This window comes from Halobacterium sp. GSL-19 (assembly GCF_016917855.1).
Classification (GTDB): domain Archaea; phylum Halobacteriota; class Halobacteria; order Halobacteriales; family Halobacteriaceae; genus Halobacterium; species Halobacterium salinarum.
In genome coordinates this window covers 1-14,228 of sequence record NZ_CP070375.1, presented here as the reverse complement: position 1 = coordinate 14,228, position 14,228 = coordinate 1, and the positions used below count along the sequence as shown (strand labels likewise).

Annotated in this window: 11 protein-coding genes and 1 pseudogene; 11 read left to right on the top strand and 1 reads right to left on the bottom strand. The window is 60.9% G+C overall.

Annotated features, from left to right (window positions below):
* Positions 1-28: 28 nt before the first annotated feature.
* Positions 29-904, bottom strand: a complete 876-nt coding sequence (locus JT689_RS00055; protein ID WP_012289710.1) for a hypothetical protein — start codon at positions 902-904, stop codon at positions 29-31.
* 66 nt (positions 905-970) lie between these two features.
* Between JT689_RS00055 and JT689_RS12475 the strand changes: the two are divergent.
* From JT689_RS12475 to JT689_RS00005, 11 genes and pseudogenes are all read left to right on the top strand, one after another.
* A pseudogene (locus tag JT689_RS12475) lies at positions 971-1,048 on the top strand (DUF1931 domain-containing protein); the annotation flags it as partial.
* A 296-nt stretch (positions 1,049-1,344) separates the two neighbouring features.
* On the top strand, positions 1,345-1,587 hold the full coding sequence (locus JT689_RS12285; RefSeq protein WP_229373324.1) for an exodeoxyribonuclease VII large subunit: 243 nt from the start codon (positions 1,345-1,347) through the stop codon (positions 1,585-1,587).
* 208 nt (positions 1,588-1,795) lie between these two features.
* A complete protein-coding gene (locus tag JT689_RS00045; RefSeq protein ID WP_012289712.1) occupies positions 1,796-2,074 on the top strand; it encodes a hypothetical protein in 279 nt (92 codons plus the stop codon).
* Positions 2,075-2,080: 6 nt separating this feature from the next.
* Positions 2,081-2,500 (top strand): hypothetical protein, encoded by a 420-nt coding sequence (locus JT689_RS00040; RefSeq protein WP_049892758.1) that lies wholly within the window; start codon positions 2,081-2,083, stop codon positions 2,498-2,500.
* Positions 2,501-2,528: 28 nt separating this feature from the next.
* Entirely contained in the window at positions 2,529-4,262 is a 1,734-nt protein-coding gene (locus tag JT689_RS00035) for a hypothetical protein (protein WP_205250724.1), read from the top strand.
* Between the two features lie 140 nt (positions 4,263-4,402).
* Complete coding sequence (locus JT689_RS00030; RefSeq protein ID WP_049892760.1) at positions 4,403-5,116, top strand: hypothetical protein; 714 nt, start codon at positions 4,403-4,405, stop codon at positions 5,114-5,116.
* A 2-nt stretch (positions 5,117-5,118) separates the two neighbouring features.
* Positions 5,119-6,180 (top strand): hypothetical protein, encoded by a 1,062-nt coding sequence (locus tag JT689_RS00025; RefSeq protein ID WP_136361216.1) that lies wholly within the window; start codon positions 5,119-5,121, stop codon positions 6,178-6,180.
* 6 nt (positions 6,181-6,186) lie between these two features.
* On the top strand, positions 6,187-7,308 hold the full coding sequence (locus JT689_RS00020) for a hypothetical protein (RefSeq protein ID WP_010904034.1): 1,122 nt from the start codon (positions 6,187-6,189) through the stop codon (positions 7,306-7,308).
* Positions 7,292-9,526: a VirB4 family type IV secretion system protein gene (locus JT689_RS00015; RefSeq protein ID WP_010904033.1), complete on the top strand. Its 2,235-nt coding sequence runs from the start codon at positions 7,292-7,294 to the stop codon at positions 9,524-9,526. The genes JT689_RS00020 and JT689_RS00015 overlap by 17 nt, the downstream gene beginning before the upstream one ends.
* Positions 9,519-13,337, top strand: a complete 3,819-nt coding sequence (locus JT689_RS00010) for an ATP-binding protein (RefSeq protein WP_010904032.1) — start codon at positions 9,519-9,521, stop codon at positions 13,335-13,337. Before JT689_RS00015 ends, JT689_RS00010 begins: the two co-directional genes overlap by 8 nt.
* Positions 13,334-14,218, top strand: coding sequence for a DNA primase (locus JT689_RS00005; protein WP_010904031.1), 885 nt, complete (start codon positions 13,334-13,336; stop codon positions 14,216-14,218). The genes JT689_RS00010 and JT689_RS00005 overlap by 4 nt, the downstream gene beginning before the upstream one ends.
* Positions 14,219-14,228: the final 10 nt, after the last annotated feature.

Genomic DNA, 14,228 nt, shown 5'->3' with positions numbered 1-14,228 from the left:
CGCCACGCTTCAAGACTAGTAGAGCCGCTTAGTCGAGATTCCGGATCTTTTCCGCGAATTCTGCTTTCGAGAGGCCAGACGTGTCTTTTAGCTCCGGATAGCCGGCACGGTCGACAGCCTCCTCAACGAACGTGACCCAGAGATCCTCGTGCTTCTCCGCGTAGACGATTTTCGCCTCAGTTGGGTACATATCCAGCTCGTATTCAGTCAGGTCGATCTCAACTGCGTGTTTTCGCTCAAGCGTTCGCGCACCGAAGCTATACAGGTGCTTGAAGAGGACGTTCTTCCGTCGAACGGTCAACAGTCGCTTCGATTCGTTGATGTACTGGTTCACCCATTCCCGCCAGTCGTAGGATTTTGGATCGGTCTCTACGGAGGTTTCTGGCATAGCGAAATCCGGATTTAGACGCCGGAGGTAGAACTGAACCAATGCAACAGCGGTTCGATGGTTGGCATTCGGAAGCGCGTGTTTGAGGATCAGATTCGAGGCGAGTCGGCCCGCTACATCTGTTGCTGATCCTTCCCACGACGTCCGGTCGAGAACGTCCGGCAGTGCATCGACGTCGATATTCTTGTACGCCTCAACGGGAGTTCCCTCTTCTTCTTCGTTCTGAGCGATAAGTGCGCGGTAAATCTCGAGGAGACGAACGACGATGGTACTGTTGTCGGCACTCATCTCTGAGAGCGACTCGTTCAGGTTAAAATCAATCTCTTGGACAGGTCCACCGCCGACGCGGGATGTGTAGATAACGTAGAACGTTTTGTCAATATCGTATTTCTGGACCTTCACTGCGACGTCATCGCCGTAGCCGACGATCTGCGAGACGATTTCGTCAGGATCTGGATGGACGAAGTCAAGAGAGAACTGCTTGTCACCAAGGTGGTGGTAGTAGACGTGGCCCATCTGCGTGTGTATTACTACTCATCTATGCTTCTTAATCAAGTTCACGAGCGAGACTTTCATCGAAGAGTCAGAGAACTGCTTGATAACGTCATTGAGCGTGCCGAAGCCAACGACCGGAAGACGGTCCAGCCCCGCGATCTGTAGGCCTGCGTAACGCAGCCAACCCCAGCACTCGAACGTAGCTTTTTGAGGGTCCTGTTCAGAAGTCAGGAAACGGAGATGGCGGACGCACCGGATACCGAACGGCAGGCGGTCAACCCCGATTCGAGAGCGGTCCTCAGCGTGTCCCAGCTCAACGACCGGATCGCGTCGGCGTTGTCACTTCCCTCCGAGGGGACGCCCGGTACGACATTCAGAAAGCGATTCGCGAGCAGGACCCCACCGTCGACATCTTGGTGAAGGACACAACCGTCTAGGGGTCGGACGCGCCGACGTCCATCGTGAACGGCATTCACCATCTCGGCCGCTTGGAGGACGTCGATTCGATCATCGTCGGTCGTGGGGGCAGGAGTGATTCGAACCTCCAAGCACTTAACACCGAGAGGGTTGCAGAGGCGATCTTCACAGCCAATATACCGGTGGTTACGGCGATTGGACACACCGATGACCGACTCATCGCGGATCAAGTGGCGGACGAGTACGACCTCGACGAGGGCAGCGGCGAAGTTGTGGAGGTCGAGTAAGTGAATTTGCGCTGTTTCTTAACCAACAGGTGCTCACCAGCCTCCAGATTGTTGGTTAAGACTGTTTTCTGTAGAAGCAACTCATAATTTGGTTATAATCTACCCAACAAACTTGTATCACTTGATGGCCAGAAAGTATTTATTCACTATCCAGCTACCGCACCAATATGTACCGAGACTCAGCCGGTACATACCCATACCCGCACGTATGATTACGAGGTCAGTCACCATTGAGGACATCGATGACCTGTACCTGATGTGGAACGACCACATCAACGCCTCCGCCCTCTATCGCCGCGCCCTCCGCGAGGAAATGGAAGTCCGCGATGTTGATCCCGACGAACTCCGCGATCTCCTCGAACGGGCCCGCGAGCAGGGGTACACCCTCGAAGAGATCGCAGAGGACACCAACCGATTCGACGACCTCCAGTCGCTCGTCGAAGAGCAGCAGAACCAGCCACCGGCTGGAGACGCCACCGATGATTGACCCGCTATGTCACAGGACCAGAGTCCCTCCGACCCTGAGCGTAGCATCGACACCGAGTCACCGCTGACCAACACGATCCCTCGGCAGGCAGCGCTCACCGTCTTTCTCCTGAGCCTGTTCGCCGTCCAGCCGGTCGCCGCCCAAAGCAACGCCGTCTGTAGCGCGGACAACCTTCCGAGCATGATTGAGGGGTTCTTCCAACTGACCACCGCGCTGGGGATCGTCGGTCTCGCCATCGTCTGGCAGGCTGACTCCCTCATCGAGATGTTCACCCTCAATCCAGAGCAGAAGAAGGGCCTGAAGCGGCACAAGCGCTCGGCGATGAAGTCCGCGGTCGTCCTCGTCGTCCTCGGCCCGCTGTACACCGTTGCTGGGTCGATGATGGGCCTCCCGCTGGCGCAGTGTGTCGACCTCGTCCCCTGGTAACCACCCCGTAGTCCCCATCGCGAGCCCTATGAACCATCGAGAGCTCGCCGTGGTCATGGCCGGCTTGCTCGTGACGAGCCTAGTCACGGGTCTCGTCGCCGCTGACCCGCCGCGACCAGGTACGGAAGGGAATGGACTCTCGGAAAACGAGTCGGCAACGCTGTGGTCACGTGATGCGGACAGCTACATCAGCCAGGAGGAGTACCGCCAGCGCTACGGCGAGAACCGTTCCGCTGTCCATCAGGTCGCCAACGGGACGGACGTTACGTTCAAACGGCCGCCCGCGACCGCGGCGACGTGGACGCGCAACGACTTCGAGAACCTCGACGCCGGCGGGGCAGATACGTCCGTGTATCCGCCGCACGCGGACCTTGAGGACGGGGTCTTCATCGAAGACGCCCACGCAACGATTTTCGCGGTCCAGCCCTCTACTCGGGGGCACCTCGAGTCCGGTGAAACCCCACTCTATATCGCGCCGAATGGGACGATGCGGGGGTTCGTTGATTACCGCGTTCGCGTGCCCAACGGGAGTTCCTCCGGCAACACGACTATCTCGTGGTCGCTCACGGAGCACGAGACCGAGGAAGTCCGGTTGAAGAAGGACGGCGAGACCATCGCCGAGCGTGCCGGGTCCCATACGCCTGCCCTCGACTACCAAATCGAGGACGACTGGAGTGCGGATCTCACGCTGGAGGCGGAGATTCGCGTTCGGCTGAAGAAGACTGTCAGGACCGAGCGTGGTAACCGGACGGACACCGACGTCACCTATCGGACGGAATCACGGAACGTCTCCGATTCGATCGCCGTCGAGATCTACGACCTCTCGGCGTATCCCTACTATGCGGAGTACCCGGACGGCGACGGCGGTGTGGCCATCTTCCAGTCGCGGCCGTGGCAGGGATATACGCTCACCGAGGACGGTGAGGCACGAGTCCGTGGCATCTGGCGGTTCTACACGGCTCGGAACACCAACTGGGACACACTCGTTCGGTCGAACCGGATGGATAGCGCCACCGTCGAGTCAGACGCGATTCCGGTGTACGTCCACGCGTATCCGTCACGCATCGGCCCGCGTGCTGAGCCGGTCCGGGACGGCCCCGAACTCATCGAGACATGGGGGACTGACCGCCCGTCCCCCGTCGGCACCATCGGCGAGAACATCAACATCGACATCGTCAACCAGTCGTACACGACGACGTACGGCGTCGCCGTTCGGGCGGAGACCATCGACCGCGAAGCGCTCCACGTTGCGGGGATCGTGCGGGGTGTGAACGCCTCGATTGTCGAACCGGATGGGGGCTCCGAGCGCCAACTCCGGCGCAGCAACCTCACGGTCAAGGTCCTCGAACAGAATCAGTCACAGGCGACCCTCAGAATCGAGCTACGGGACAATCAGACCGACGCCCCAATCACGCTCGACGATAGCCGTCAGTATCCGATTGGCGGAACCACCCGGAACGGGTACATCACCGTCGCAGATCAGCGCGTTGAGACCAACGAATCAGGCGTTGCAATCGTGACGATCGACGAGCCGGGGATCTACACGGCTCGGTACCATCCGGGTTCGTGGCTTGGCCATAATCCCGCGTACGTAAGCGATTCCGCGACGGCACGCTGGCATCCACTTGGGACAATCGACGGCTGGCTTACGCTGGTGTTCGAGGTCGGCTGGCAGCTGCTGCCGTTCTTCGTGATGTTCTACGCCGGCAAGCGACTCTTGCGGATGCTCGGCCCCGAAGAGATCTTCCAGAAAAACCCATGACTCGAAACAATCCCCACATCAGTAGACGGACCGCCCTCCGAACAGTCGCCGGTACCGCTCTGGCGAGCATGGCCGGTTGTATGGATGACAACGGAAGTGCCGGCCCTAACGGTAGTTCAAGTCCAAAAGGTGAATCCGGTGTGTTCCGGCAGGTGACTGTCGAAGGAACAGAACTCATAGTCCAGTTCGATTCGGATTCGGAGTTCGACCAGATCAACCTCATCCAACCGGACGGCGAACTGCTCGGACAGCGGGAGGTCGCCACAGGTTCCCAACAAGTCTCATTTGATATCGGCACAACGTACGCTCCTGGTGAGTACGAAATAGTAGCACTCAGCGGTGAGGAAACAGTTGGTGAGAGCTCGCTTTCTGTCCAGCCAAACCTCGGGATCGTCGAGATGGGCATCGGTAGAAACCAGCCCGAAGAGATGTGGGATGAATCAGAAAGCGAAATCGATGAAGAGGCTTACGTCACACTCGAAAACCAGGGAACTGGGCCCGATGCGGTTACAAAATTGCTCTTCATCGGTGATGTCCCCTATCCGTCCGACGAAGAGGGAACGAACTATGTCGATGATGAAGACGTAAGCGGGACTTACGACCCGGAATCCGATTCCGAGGTCAAGCAGATCATAATCGTGCCCGGGGAGCAAATTACGCTCTATAGTTCACGCTCCCCGTTTGCTTTCGTTCCTGGAGCAGGCACGTCCTGCTCGGAGGAGTCGAAGACTGGTGAGTTTGAACTAATACTCGAGACGCGGGTTAGCAGGGACCGAGTCACCAAAACGTACAGTATCCAGTATTCAGGCGCCCAAGAAACCGATAACTGCGAAATTTCCATCAGTGAGACCTAACCATGGTTGATCTAATCGACGTCGTCCTTGAGGGGTTCAAAGAGGCCGTCGATTGGATTGTCGGCCTCTTCATGCACGGCCTGCGTTCCGGCTATGAGACCCTCACCGAGGAGATGTTTGGGACACCAACGCCGGAGACGGATGGTGCGTTCGTCTTCGGAGAGCCCAGTAATGCCCCGTGGCCGTCAATTCAGGACGCGCTTGTCGGTGGTGAGATCATGTTGATCTCGCTGCTCCTCCTCGTGATGTGCGTTCAGGGGCGTCACACGATCCGTATATTCAATATTGGAAGTGCATACGAGGCCAGACGCACCAAGAAAACTGCTTGGGTCGGCGCGTTTCTGATTATCAGCTGGTACTGGGTCAGTATTCTTGGACTCTACATCGTGGATGGGTTCACAATTGCCCTGATGCCGAGTCTGGGTTCTTTAGCCGATGCAATGCTCAACTTGCTCGAAGTCTCAATCACAAACCCTGGGCTTTCACTCGTATTCGCACTTATTGGAGGACTCTCGATGTGGGCTTTGGAGGCCCTCTACTACATTCGCGAAGTCCTGCTCTACGTCTACGTGTATGGGATGCCGATTGCGTTCGCGCTGGCCTACGGAAACATCCCCGTGCTCTCGGATATCGCGATGGGCTTTAGCAAGAAATTCGTCCCGTTAGCGATCCTGCCTCTGCCTGCAGCAGTGGTGTTCAAAGGATACGACTTGCTGTACTCTCAGAACGCCATCGCTCCGAGTAGTCCGTTTTTGCGGTATCTAGTCGCGGCATCACTCCCACTGATCGCACTTTACCTGACTTGGAAGACGTTCAAATACGCGACCCCACTCACGGCGAAGGTTCTCGGCGGTGCGACCAAGGGAGCGGCTCTCATCGGCGGTGTCGCCGCTGGGGCCTATATCGGTGGCGCCGGCGTCGCGACGACGGCGGCCCGATGGGGACCGAAGGCCGCAGCGGGCCACGCTGTGGCGCAGAAAGCTGCATCTCGGGGCTCGAATAGCGACGAAGACAGCGGGACGCCGTCCTACCGGCGGACCGAGAACGACCCTGGAAGCTACTAACAATCCATGTCCATCGACCAAGACGCAGCCGCACGGCGCATCATGGACCAGTTCGGTGAGGAGAGTCGCATCCCTTCCCTCAACATCGAGGAAGGCGACGTTGGCGTCCTCATCGCCTTCCCGATCGTCGGCCTGTTTGTCGCGGGCCTCACCGGCATCGAATCACTTGCTCTCCCGTTCGTCGCAGGGGGGTTCGGGTTCGGCGTTGCAATCGTCTACGTCTCGCCCGACCACCTCAACGCGTGGACGTGGACGAAAGACGTCTATCGCTACGTCAAGCGCCCCCAGATCACGTTCAGTTCCCCAGAGGAGGCCAACAGTAGTACCAACGAGACAGAGCGCAACGAGGGCGGGCTCGCGAACTACACGCCGTTCAAGCCCGACGAACGAACGCAGGACCTCACGAACATCGAACGGGCGTGGCCGGGGGCTGGTGCGATCCAGCGCGCCGACGGCACGATGGAGGCGTTCATCGAGATCGACCCGGACAACATGGACTTCGCGATGTCCGACGACTGGGCCCAGCTCCAGGACGCCGGCGAGGAGTTCGCCAACAAGGAACTCGACTCCGAGCTCAAACTCCACGCGACAACCCGCTCATTTCCGGTGGAGCAGATCACCGAGACCATCGAGGAGCGCCTCACTGACGAAGACGTCACGGAGAACCCGATCTTCCGGGAACTCCTCGAGGAGTACCGGGAGACACGGCCGAAGGAGATGCGTGACCGGGGCATCCAGCAAGTCCGGTACTACATCGGCGTCCAAGTCAGCCCGATAGAGGTCTACGACCGCTTCCGCGACGAGGGCACGCCGGCCGAGAAGCTGACCCAGTTCCCCGTCATCGGATTCCTCTTCAATCCGTTCGTGACCCGCCGAGAGGACCTTACCGACGTCGAGCGCCGTGCCCAGATGTTCGAGAAGCTGGACAGCCGAGTCAACGACGTGCGGTCGGAGTTCATCCAGCAGGCCTCGGGGTGGTCCGCCCGCCGGCTCGGCACGGTCGAACTCTTCGTGTTGAATATGGACTTCTGGAACGGCCGCGAACACGACTACGACGAAGCCGAGCGCGTCGTTCGCGAACAACCGATCATCGGCCATTCACGCCGGGAGGATGCCCACGATGCGTAACCTCGTCCTCCAGACGGGCAGCGGAGCCGTCGCCCAGCTCACGGAGTGGCTCACGAATCCGACGTCAGTCGAGGGTACAGCCCTCTACATTCTGCTCGCGGTACTGGTCGGAACCGGAAGGAAATTCCTCTGGGACTGGTACAGCGAAGACGACGAGGAAGAGGTCGAGTTCTCGGACCTGCTCGACGAGGAGACCATCGAACAGGGCGCGGCCGAACGCCAGCTCCTCGACGACATCGCCGAGTCACACAAGACGGTGACCGCGTCGGCGGCGATCGAGTGGGAGACGCGTGCGGCACAGGTCGGCGAGCAGTGGACGACGACGCTGTACATCGCCAACTACCCGGACTACCCCAACGACGGCTATCTCTCCGAGCTCTTCGAGATGACCGACGTGCAGTTCGACCTGACGGCCCACATCACGCCGAAGAACCAGGAGCGGGCCCGGAACGAACTGCAGGATATCGCTGACGACCTCCAGGTCGACGCCGACCTCGAACAGAGCGTCCGGAGCGCCTACCTGCAGGAGCGCGCCAACGAGGCCGCAGCGACGTACAAGGCCGTCGAGAACGGCGCGAACGTCTTCGACCAGGGGATGTTCATCACGGTCAGGGCCGACGAGAAGGACGACCTCCAGGATGCTGTCCAGAAGGTCAAAAGCGCGCTCCGTGACGACCCCGCGAACCTCACGCCAAAGACGGCGATCTGTCGGCAGGACCTCGCCCTTCAGTCCGCCGCGCCCATCGGCGACAACGAGTTCGGACGGACGTCGATTGCGCTCGGCGGCGCCGTCGGCGCGTTGCTCTCCTCGCCGCACAACGCGACGATTCTCGAGGAGGGCGGCGTCGAGTTCGGGATTCACAAGGACAACCAGAGCCCGGTGGTCATCGACCCGTTCGCCCGGGACAACGGGTACGCGATGTTCACCGTCGGCGATACGGGCTCGGGGAAGTCGTTCAGTTCGAAGCAGAACTTCATCCGCTCTGTCGAGCAGAGCAAGGGCCGCATCGGCATCATCCTCGAACCGCTGAACAACTGGGCCGGCGTCGCCGAAGCGCTCGACGCCAAACGCATCACCGTCGGCGGAACCCTCGGCCTGAATCCCTTGGAGATCCGGGAGACGCCTGAGCACGTCCAACGGGCGATGGGGGAAGACGCCAGCCCGTTCAACGAGAAACTCGACGACGCGATGAGCTTCCTCACGAACTTCTTCGCGCTTCGCGGCATCTCGTTGGGTGACCGCCGGACGACACTGGAACTCGGGCTCAAGCGGGCGTACAAGCGCAACGGGATCACCGACGACATCTCGACGCACGACAACCCGAGTCCGACGATTCGGGGCATGATGGACGTCTTCGAGGATATGGTCAACAACCCCGAGGAGTTCGTCGTCCGGTCCGATGAGGAGGCCGGGAAGATCAAGGAGGACGCGACGTGGCTGCTTGACCAACTCCGTCCTTTCGAGGCGGACGGCCGCCACGCCAACCTCGGCCAAGAATCGGACTTCGACATCCGAGACGAGAAAGTCATCTACCTCGATCTCGCCCAGCAGGAGGGTAGCGTCGACAGCAGCACGGCGTTGACGATGCAGTTGCTCATCTCGCTGGTGTACGAGCGGGCGAAGGTCTCGGAGAAGGAGGTCGTGTTCTACATCGACGAGGCCCGCTACATCATGCAGGACGCCGCGAGCCTGGCGTTCCTCGAGACGGTGTTCCGCCACCACCGGCATCACGACCTCTCGATCCGGCTGGTCACGCAGACGGTTGACGAGTTCTTCGAGCACGCCGAATCCGAGGCGATCCTTGACCAGTGTGCGGTCAAGCAGTTCCATCGCCTCGACGGGATGGACGAGGAGTGGGCCGACGAGTTCGGGCTGAACTACGCGCAGATGCGATTCGTCCAGGACGCCGTCCCCGGCAACGAGGACGCCGGCTTCTCCGAGGCACTGGTGGGCGTCGACGGCGAGTGGCGCGGCATCCAGGTCAAAGCGATGCCCAAAGAGAAGCAGGTCATCGACTTCGACCCAACCTCCCAAGTTCGGTCCTCGCTGCCCGGTGCCGGAGATGAAGCCGTCGATACCGAGATGCAGGAGTTCCAAGAAAAGCTCGAACATCGAACAACGAACGGAACGGACGAAACGAGCGAACTGAACGAGGATTCAGACGCCGTCGAAGCTGAGCCAGACGGCGGATCTATGGAAGAGACTAACGATGGCTGAGTACCTGCGCGTCACGCCGACATCCGAACGACTCGATCCGGAGAGTATCCCCCGAGTCCTCGACAGCCTCCACAAACTGACCACGCCCGGCTCGTTGGGCCTCGGGGCGAAACTGAACCCGCTCCACAGTGAGACACCACCCCGATTCGAGTTCCTCGCGATCAGCGATGGCCCGGACGACCCAGTAGAGTTCATCTACAGGGCCGATGCGCACCTCGATACGCTCGAAAAGCGCCTCCGTTCCATCTATCCGGCCACGTTCGACATCGAGCGCGTCGACGTCGACGTTGCCGCCCGGCTCATCCAGCCAGTCGAGCTCACACCGCAGGAATTCGTCGACCACTACGAGGCCGGACGGCTGCAGTACGAGTTTGGCCCGGCAGAACAGTACGACACCATTGACGAGGAATCAGTGGACGCCGAATCAGCCGAAGCAGACCCCGTCGTCGACGGCGGGACGGCATCCACGAGAGTCCCCGATCATCACGTTACTATCGGGGACTCAGCCCTCGAACTAGCGCCGCCCGATGCACTTCCAGACGACAACGAAGAGCGACGGGCCATCGAGAAGCCAACGATGACACCGGCAGGAACGATTCTAGCTCGCCCGGCCCAAGACGCTGTCTCGCCGCTCGGTGTCCGGTGGTGTGGCTCCACATCTCGGAAGCAGGACTGGATGACCTTGCTGACGCCGTTCACCGCAGAGGAAACGAACGGCGACCACTCGTCCGTCGACGAACCGGGCGCGGCGCTGGCGTCGCTGATCGACCATCTGATGGAGGCGATAGCGCCGACCGCGTTCCAGGTCGTCTTCCAGCGGCGTGCCAGCTGGCAGTCCGATGCGGAGGTGCGGAAAGAGGGCCTCGTCGACGGCCGGGATACGTTTTTCGAGGAAGTCGTCGGATCATTGTTCGAGGTCGAGGAGCAGCGGAGCGATCAGGACGACCGGCAGCTCAGCGAGGCCGTCGAGAAGCGGATCGAGTACATCGACGCGAAGAACGCCAAACGGTCGTTCACGGTCAACATCCGGGCCGTCGGCGTCCCCATCGACGATACCCGCGACGACCTCGATGGCCGGATGGACTCGCTTCTCCCGGTGTTCGACCCGCTTGATGGCCCGTTCTACGAGGTCGAGGGGCAACGCCTCCGGGACAGCGGCTTCCGTGAGAAAACGAAGGAGAAGAAGGCACGGGCCGCGCTTCAACGCCTCCTCAATCGCGAGTTGACGACTGGCCGGGGGAAGACCCGGCCCGAACTGGTCCTCTGTGGGACGGAGCTCGCGAACTTCGTCCTCGTCCCCTCCTCCGAACAGTTGACCGTCGAAGGGACACGGGGAACTCGTGCCGAACAGCAGAGCCGAAATCCGCTGCCGTGGCCCAATCCCGACCTGATCCAGCAGTTCCAGGAGGGTATGGAGATCGGGTACGCCCTCGACGAGAACGGTGAGCCACGGCCGGACCCGATCCAGATCCCGCCGGACCTGTTGCCGACGCATTACGGGCGGTTCGCGTCGACTGGTGGTGGGAAGTCGAAGGCCATCATCAACGACGCTCTCTCGCTCCGCGAGTCGACTGGTGGCCCCGTCGTCCTCGTCGATCCGAAGGGGGACGGCATGTGTGAGAACTACCTGCGCTGCCACTACGAGCGGTTCGAAGGCCTCGACGACGTCTACCACTTCCGCGTGCCGGAGACCATTCCGGCCTTCTCCTTCTTCGACATCCGTCCCGCGCTCGAGGCCGGTCGCAACCGTGAGGACGCGATTCAGGACAAGGTCGATCACTTCCACGACATCCTCCGGATGATTATGGGCCGCGAGCAGTACGGCCAGGCGTTCGTCGCGAACGAGATTCTGAGCTACCTGATCAAGGCGTTGTTCGACGAGGAGTACGGGAGTGACGTGTTTGGGCTGGACGACCTCTTCGCCGCCGCGCTTCGAATGCAGCGCGAGCAGACGATTCCCCTTGTCTCTGCGGACAACCAGAACATCGAGGAATCGCTGACCCGCCACTTCGCGAAGGACAACCACCAGTTCCAGGTATCGATGGACGCGGTCGGGAACCGCCTCGACAAGCTCAAAGAGGACGCGCACCTCCGGCGGATCTTCAGCCACGTCCCCAAGCAGAACGACGCCGGCGAGTACGTCGACAACCGCTTCGACTTCCGCGAATTCCTCGATGAAGATGCGACCATCATCTTCGATCTGGGCGACCTTCGCCCGGAGGCACAGCGAGCGATCACCCTGCTCCTGTTGAGTAACCTCTGGGACGCCGTCCAGGTGCGCCGGCGCGACGGTCAGACCGACTACGAGAAGCTCACGAACCTCATCATCGAGGAGGCTGCACCGGTGGCGTCGACGAAGCTCGTCTCCGAGCAACTCCTGCCGCAGGGCCGGTCGTTCGGCCTGAGTATGGGGCTCGTGATGCAGTTCCCCGAGCAGGTGCGGAATCGGAACGAGCGGGCCTACGACGAGGTGTTGAACAACATCAAGACGAAGCTCATCGGGAACATCTCGATCGAGCGTGATCTCGCAGAGTCGCTTGCCCACGAGGACCTCAGCCCGACCGACCTCCGTAACCGAATCAACACGCTCCCGAGTGGGGAGTGGATCGCCCAGCTCCCGAGCCCGTCGTTCGGGGAGACTGGGCCGCCGCCGTTCTCGCTGCAGCCGCTCCCAATTGCGCCGGGGCATCCAGAAAGCGACCAGCCGCTCACAGAGCCCCAGAAAGACCATTTCAAGTCCGTGTCCCGGCCACGGATGGTCAAGCGGACACAGGCCCAGTATGGGCTAGCAGAGGCGACTGAGTCGAACACTGCTTCGGAGGAGACTGGCTGGGGGAGTACGGGAGCCGACACTGCAGGCTCGGCTGCCGACGGCGATGCAGCAACCGACCCGACGCAATCCGCGTTCATCAGCGAATCGACGACCAAGGACGCATCGACCACCCAGCCCGAGGCGGACAGCAACCCAGATGCAGACGAGTCAGAGATGAGCCCCCTGTTCGGGCAGGCTACCGAGACGGACGGGGAATCAGCTGGTGACCAAGCAGCGGAGCCGAAAAACAGGGCAACGCCCGTTCAGGAAAGCAGCGTGCCCGTTCCCGATGACGAGCTCCGACAACGCGGGCTCAGTCGAGACGACGTCCGGTTCCTGAATCGCGTCCTCGATGTGGTGAACAGAGAAGACGACGAGTACACGCTGCTGGACAGGATGAGCCAGCTTCGGGACGAATACGAGGATCTCCACATAGAGCGGCTCACGGAGCAGGACCTCGTTGAAGCGGACTCCGCAGCAGGTCGCAAGTACTATACTGTCCTCCCGGACGGCCGCGACCTCCTTGGGAGAGAATTGAAAGCGGGCCCAGGAGCGGGCGATCTCGGCGAGAAAACGCCACACAAAGTGGGTGTCCGCCTCCTCGAGCTGTGGCTCCAGCAGCGGGACGACGTCGTTCGCGTGGAACCGTACTACGAAACCGACGACGACACGGTACTGGACGTGGCCGGCTTCGACGAGGACGGCGATCTCGTCTGGGCCGGCGAAGCAGAGCTCGCGAGTAATAACCGGCACGCCCCGGTCGAGGATTACGACAAACTCAGCGCGGCGGACGCCAAGGCGATCTGGGCCTTCAACAATCGCGAAACGGCGCTCGACGTTCTGGATAGCCTTGCCGACGTGGATCGGATCGACGAGCGAGTCAGCGGGCGGGCGGCCCGGTCGTTTGCGACTATCAGAGACGCCGTTGGAGACTTCGATGCTGCGGGCCTGACCACCGTTCGAGGCTTCAAAAATCTCGATCAAGACCTCAACCAATGACCTGGCGACAGGCGACCCGCAAGGAGATTCACGCCTACTACGCCGAGGAGTTCCCCCGCTACCTGGATGATCTGCCGGAATTCATCACGGCGACCGGCCCGAAACAGTACGCCGTCGCCTTCCGGGATTCCTACCCAGTTCGCAAAGACGAGGTGCCGGACAAGGGCTTCATCCGGCGGGATACGTGGCAGACAGATGCGTCAGAGGATCGAACGACGCCCGAGTTCGAGGACTTCGAGGACGTCGTTGAGTTCATTCGGCATCCAGCTCGCAACGACCCGCTGGGGCGGAGTGAATTCGCGCTTGCTGATCCGGAGGTACTGGAGCAGCCGGACCCACGGCCCGACGCCGTTTACTACGCGCTGGATCACTGGGAGCGACCGTGGGTCCTCCTCGTCGATATCGACGCCAAGGAGATCGCCCGAGAACGAGCTGCGGATGCCGTCTCGGACGACGTCGACGATCGAGATGATGAGGCGCTTCTTGACGCCGCCGGCATTCTCGACGCCGAGCCAACCGGGTATCCGTACGCCTTCGAAGACGTCAACCGTGCCATCGAGTACGGGTTCGAAGTGCGCGATATCTTCGAAGACGATTTCGATGCCGAGGAGACGATGGTCGTGTACAGCGGGCAGGGTGTCCACGTCTACCTCCTTGATACGGACCCGGCGCACCGGTACGATGAGCAGAGTCACGAAGTGTTGAACGACCTCCTCCTCGAGACGTACGACATCCCGATCGACCCCGTCGTGACGGCCGATCGCCGGCGGGTCGCCCGACTGCCCTACTCGCTGCACGCCGACGTCTGTAGCATCGTTCAACCCATCGAGAGCCCGGCGTTCGACGTTCGCTCGGCGACACCCGAAGTGATCGACGAGTAAGTTAGCTCAC

Excerpts from the sequence above, each read along its gene's own strand:
- JT689_RS00035 (WP_205250724.1), top strand. The coding sequence starts at position 2,529 with ATGAACCATCGAGAGCTCGCCGTGGTCATGGCCGGCTTGCTCGTGACG.
- JT689_RS00055 (WP_012289710.1), bottom strand. The coding sequence starts at position 904 with ATGGGCCACGTCTACTACCACCACCTTGGTGACAAGCAGTTCTCTCTT.
- JT689_RS00040 (WP_049892758.1), top strand. The coding sequence starts at position 2,081 with ATGTCACAGGACCAGAGTCCCTCCGACCCTGAGCGTAGCATCGACACC.
- JT689_RS00010 (WP_010904032.1), top strand. The coding sequence starts at position 9,519 with ATGGCTGAGTACCTGCGCGTCACGCCGACATCCGAACGACTCGATCCG.
- JT689_RS00015 (WP_010904033.1), top strand. The coding sequence starts at position 7,292 with ATGCCCACGATGCGTAACCTCGTCCTCCAGACGGGCAGCGGAGCCGTC.
- JT689_RS00020 (WP_010904034.1), top strand. The coding sequence starts at position 6,187 with ATGTCCATCGACCAAGACGCAGCCGCACGGCGCATCATGGACCAGTTC.
- JT689_RS00025 (WP_136361216.1), top strand. The coding sequence starts at position 5,119 with ATGGTTGATCTAATCGACGTCGTCCTTGAGGGGTTCAAAGAGGCCGTC.
- JT689_RS00045 (WP_012289712.1), top strand. The coding sequence starts at position 1,796 with ATGATTACGAGGTCAGTCACCATTGAGGACATCGATGACCTGTACCTG.
- JT689_RS00005 (WP_010904031.1), top strand. The coding sequence starts at position 13,334 with ATGACCTGGCGACAGGCGACCCGCAAGGAGATTCACGCCTACTACGCC.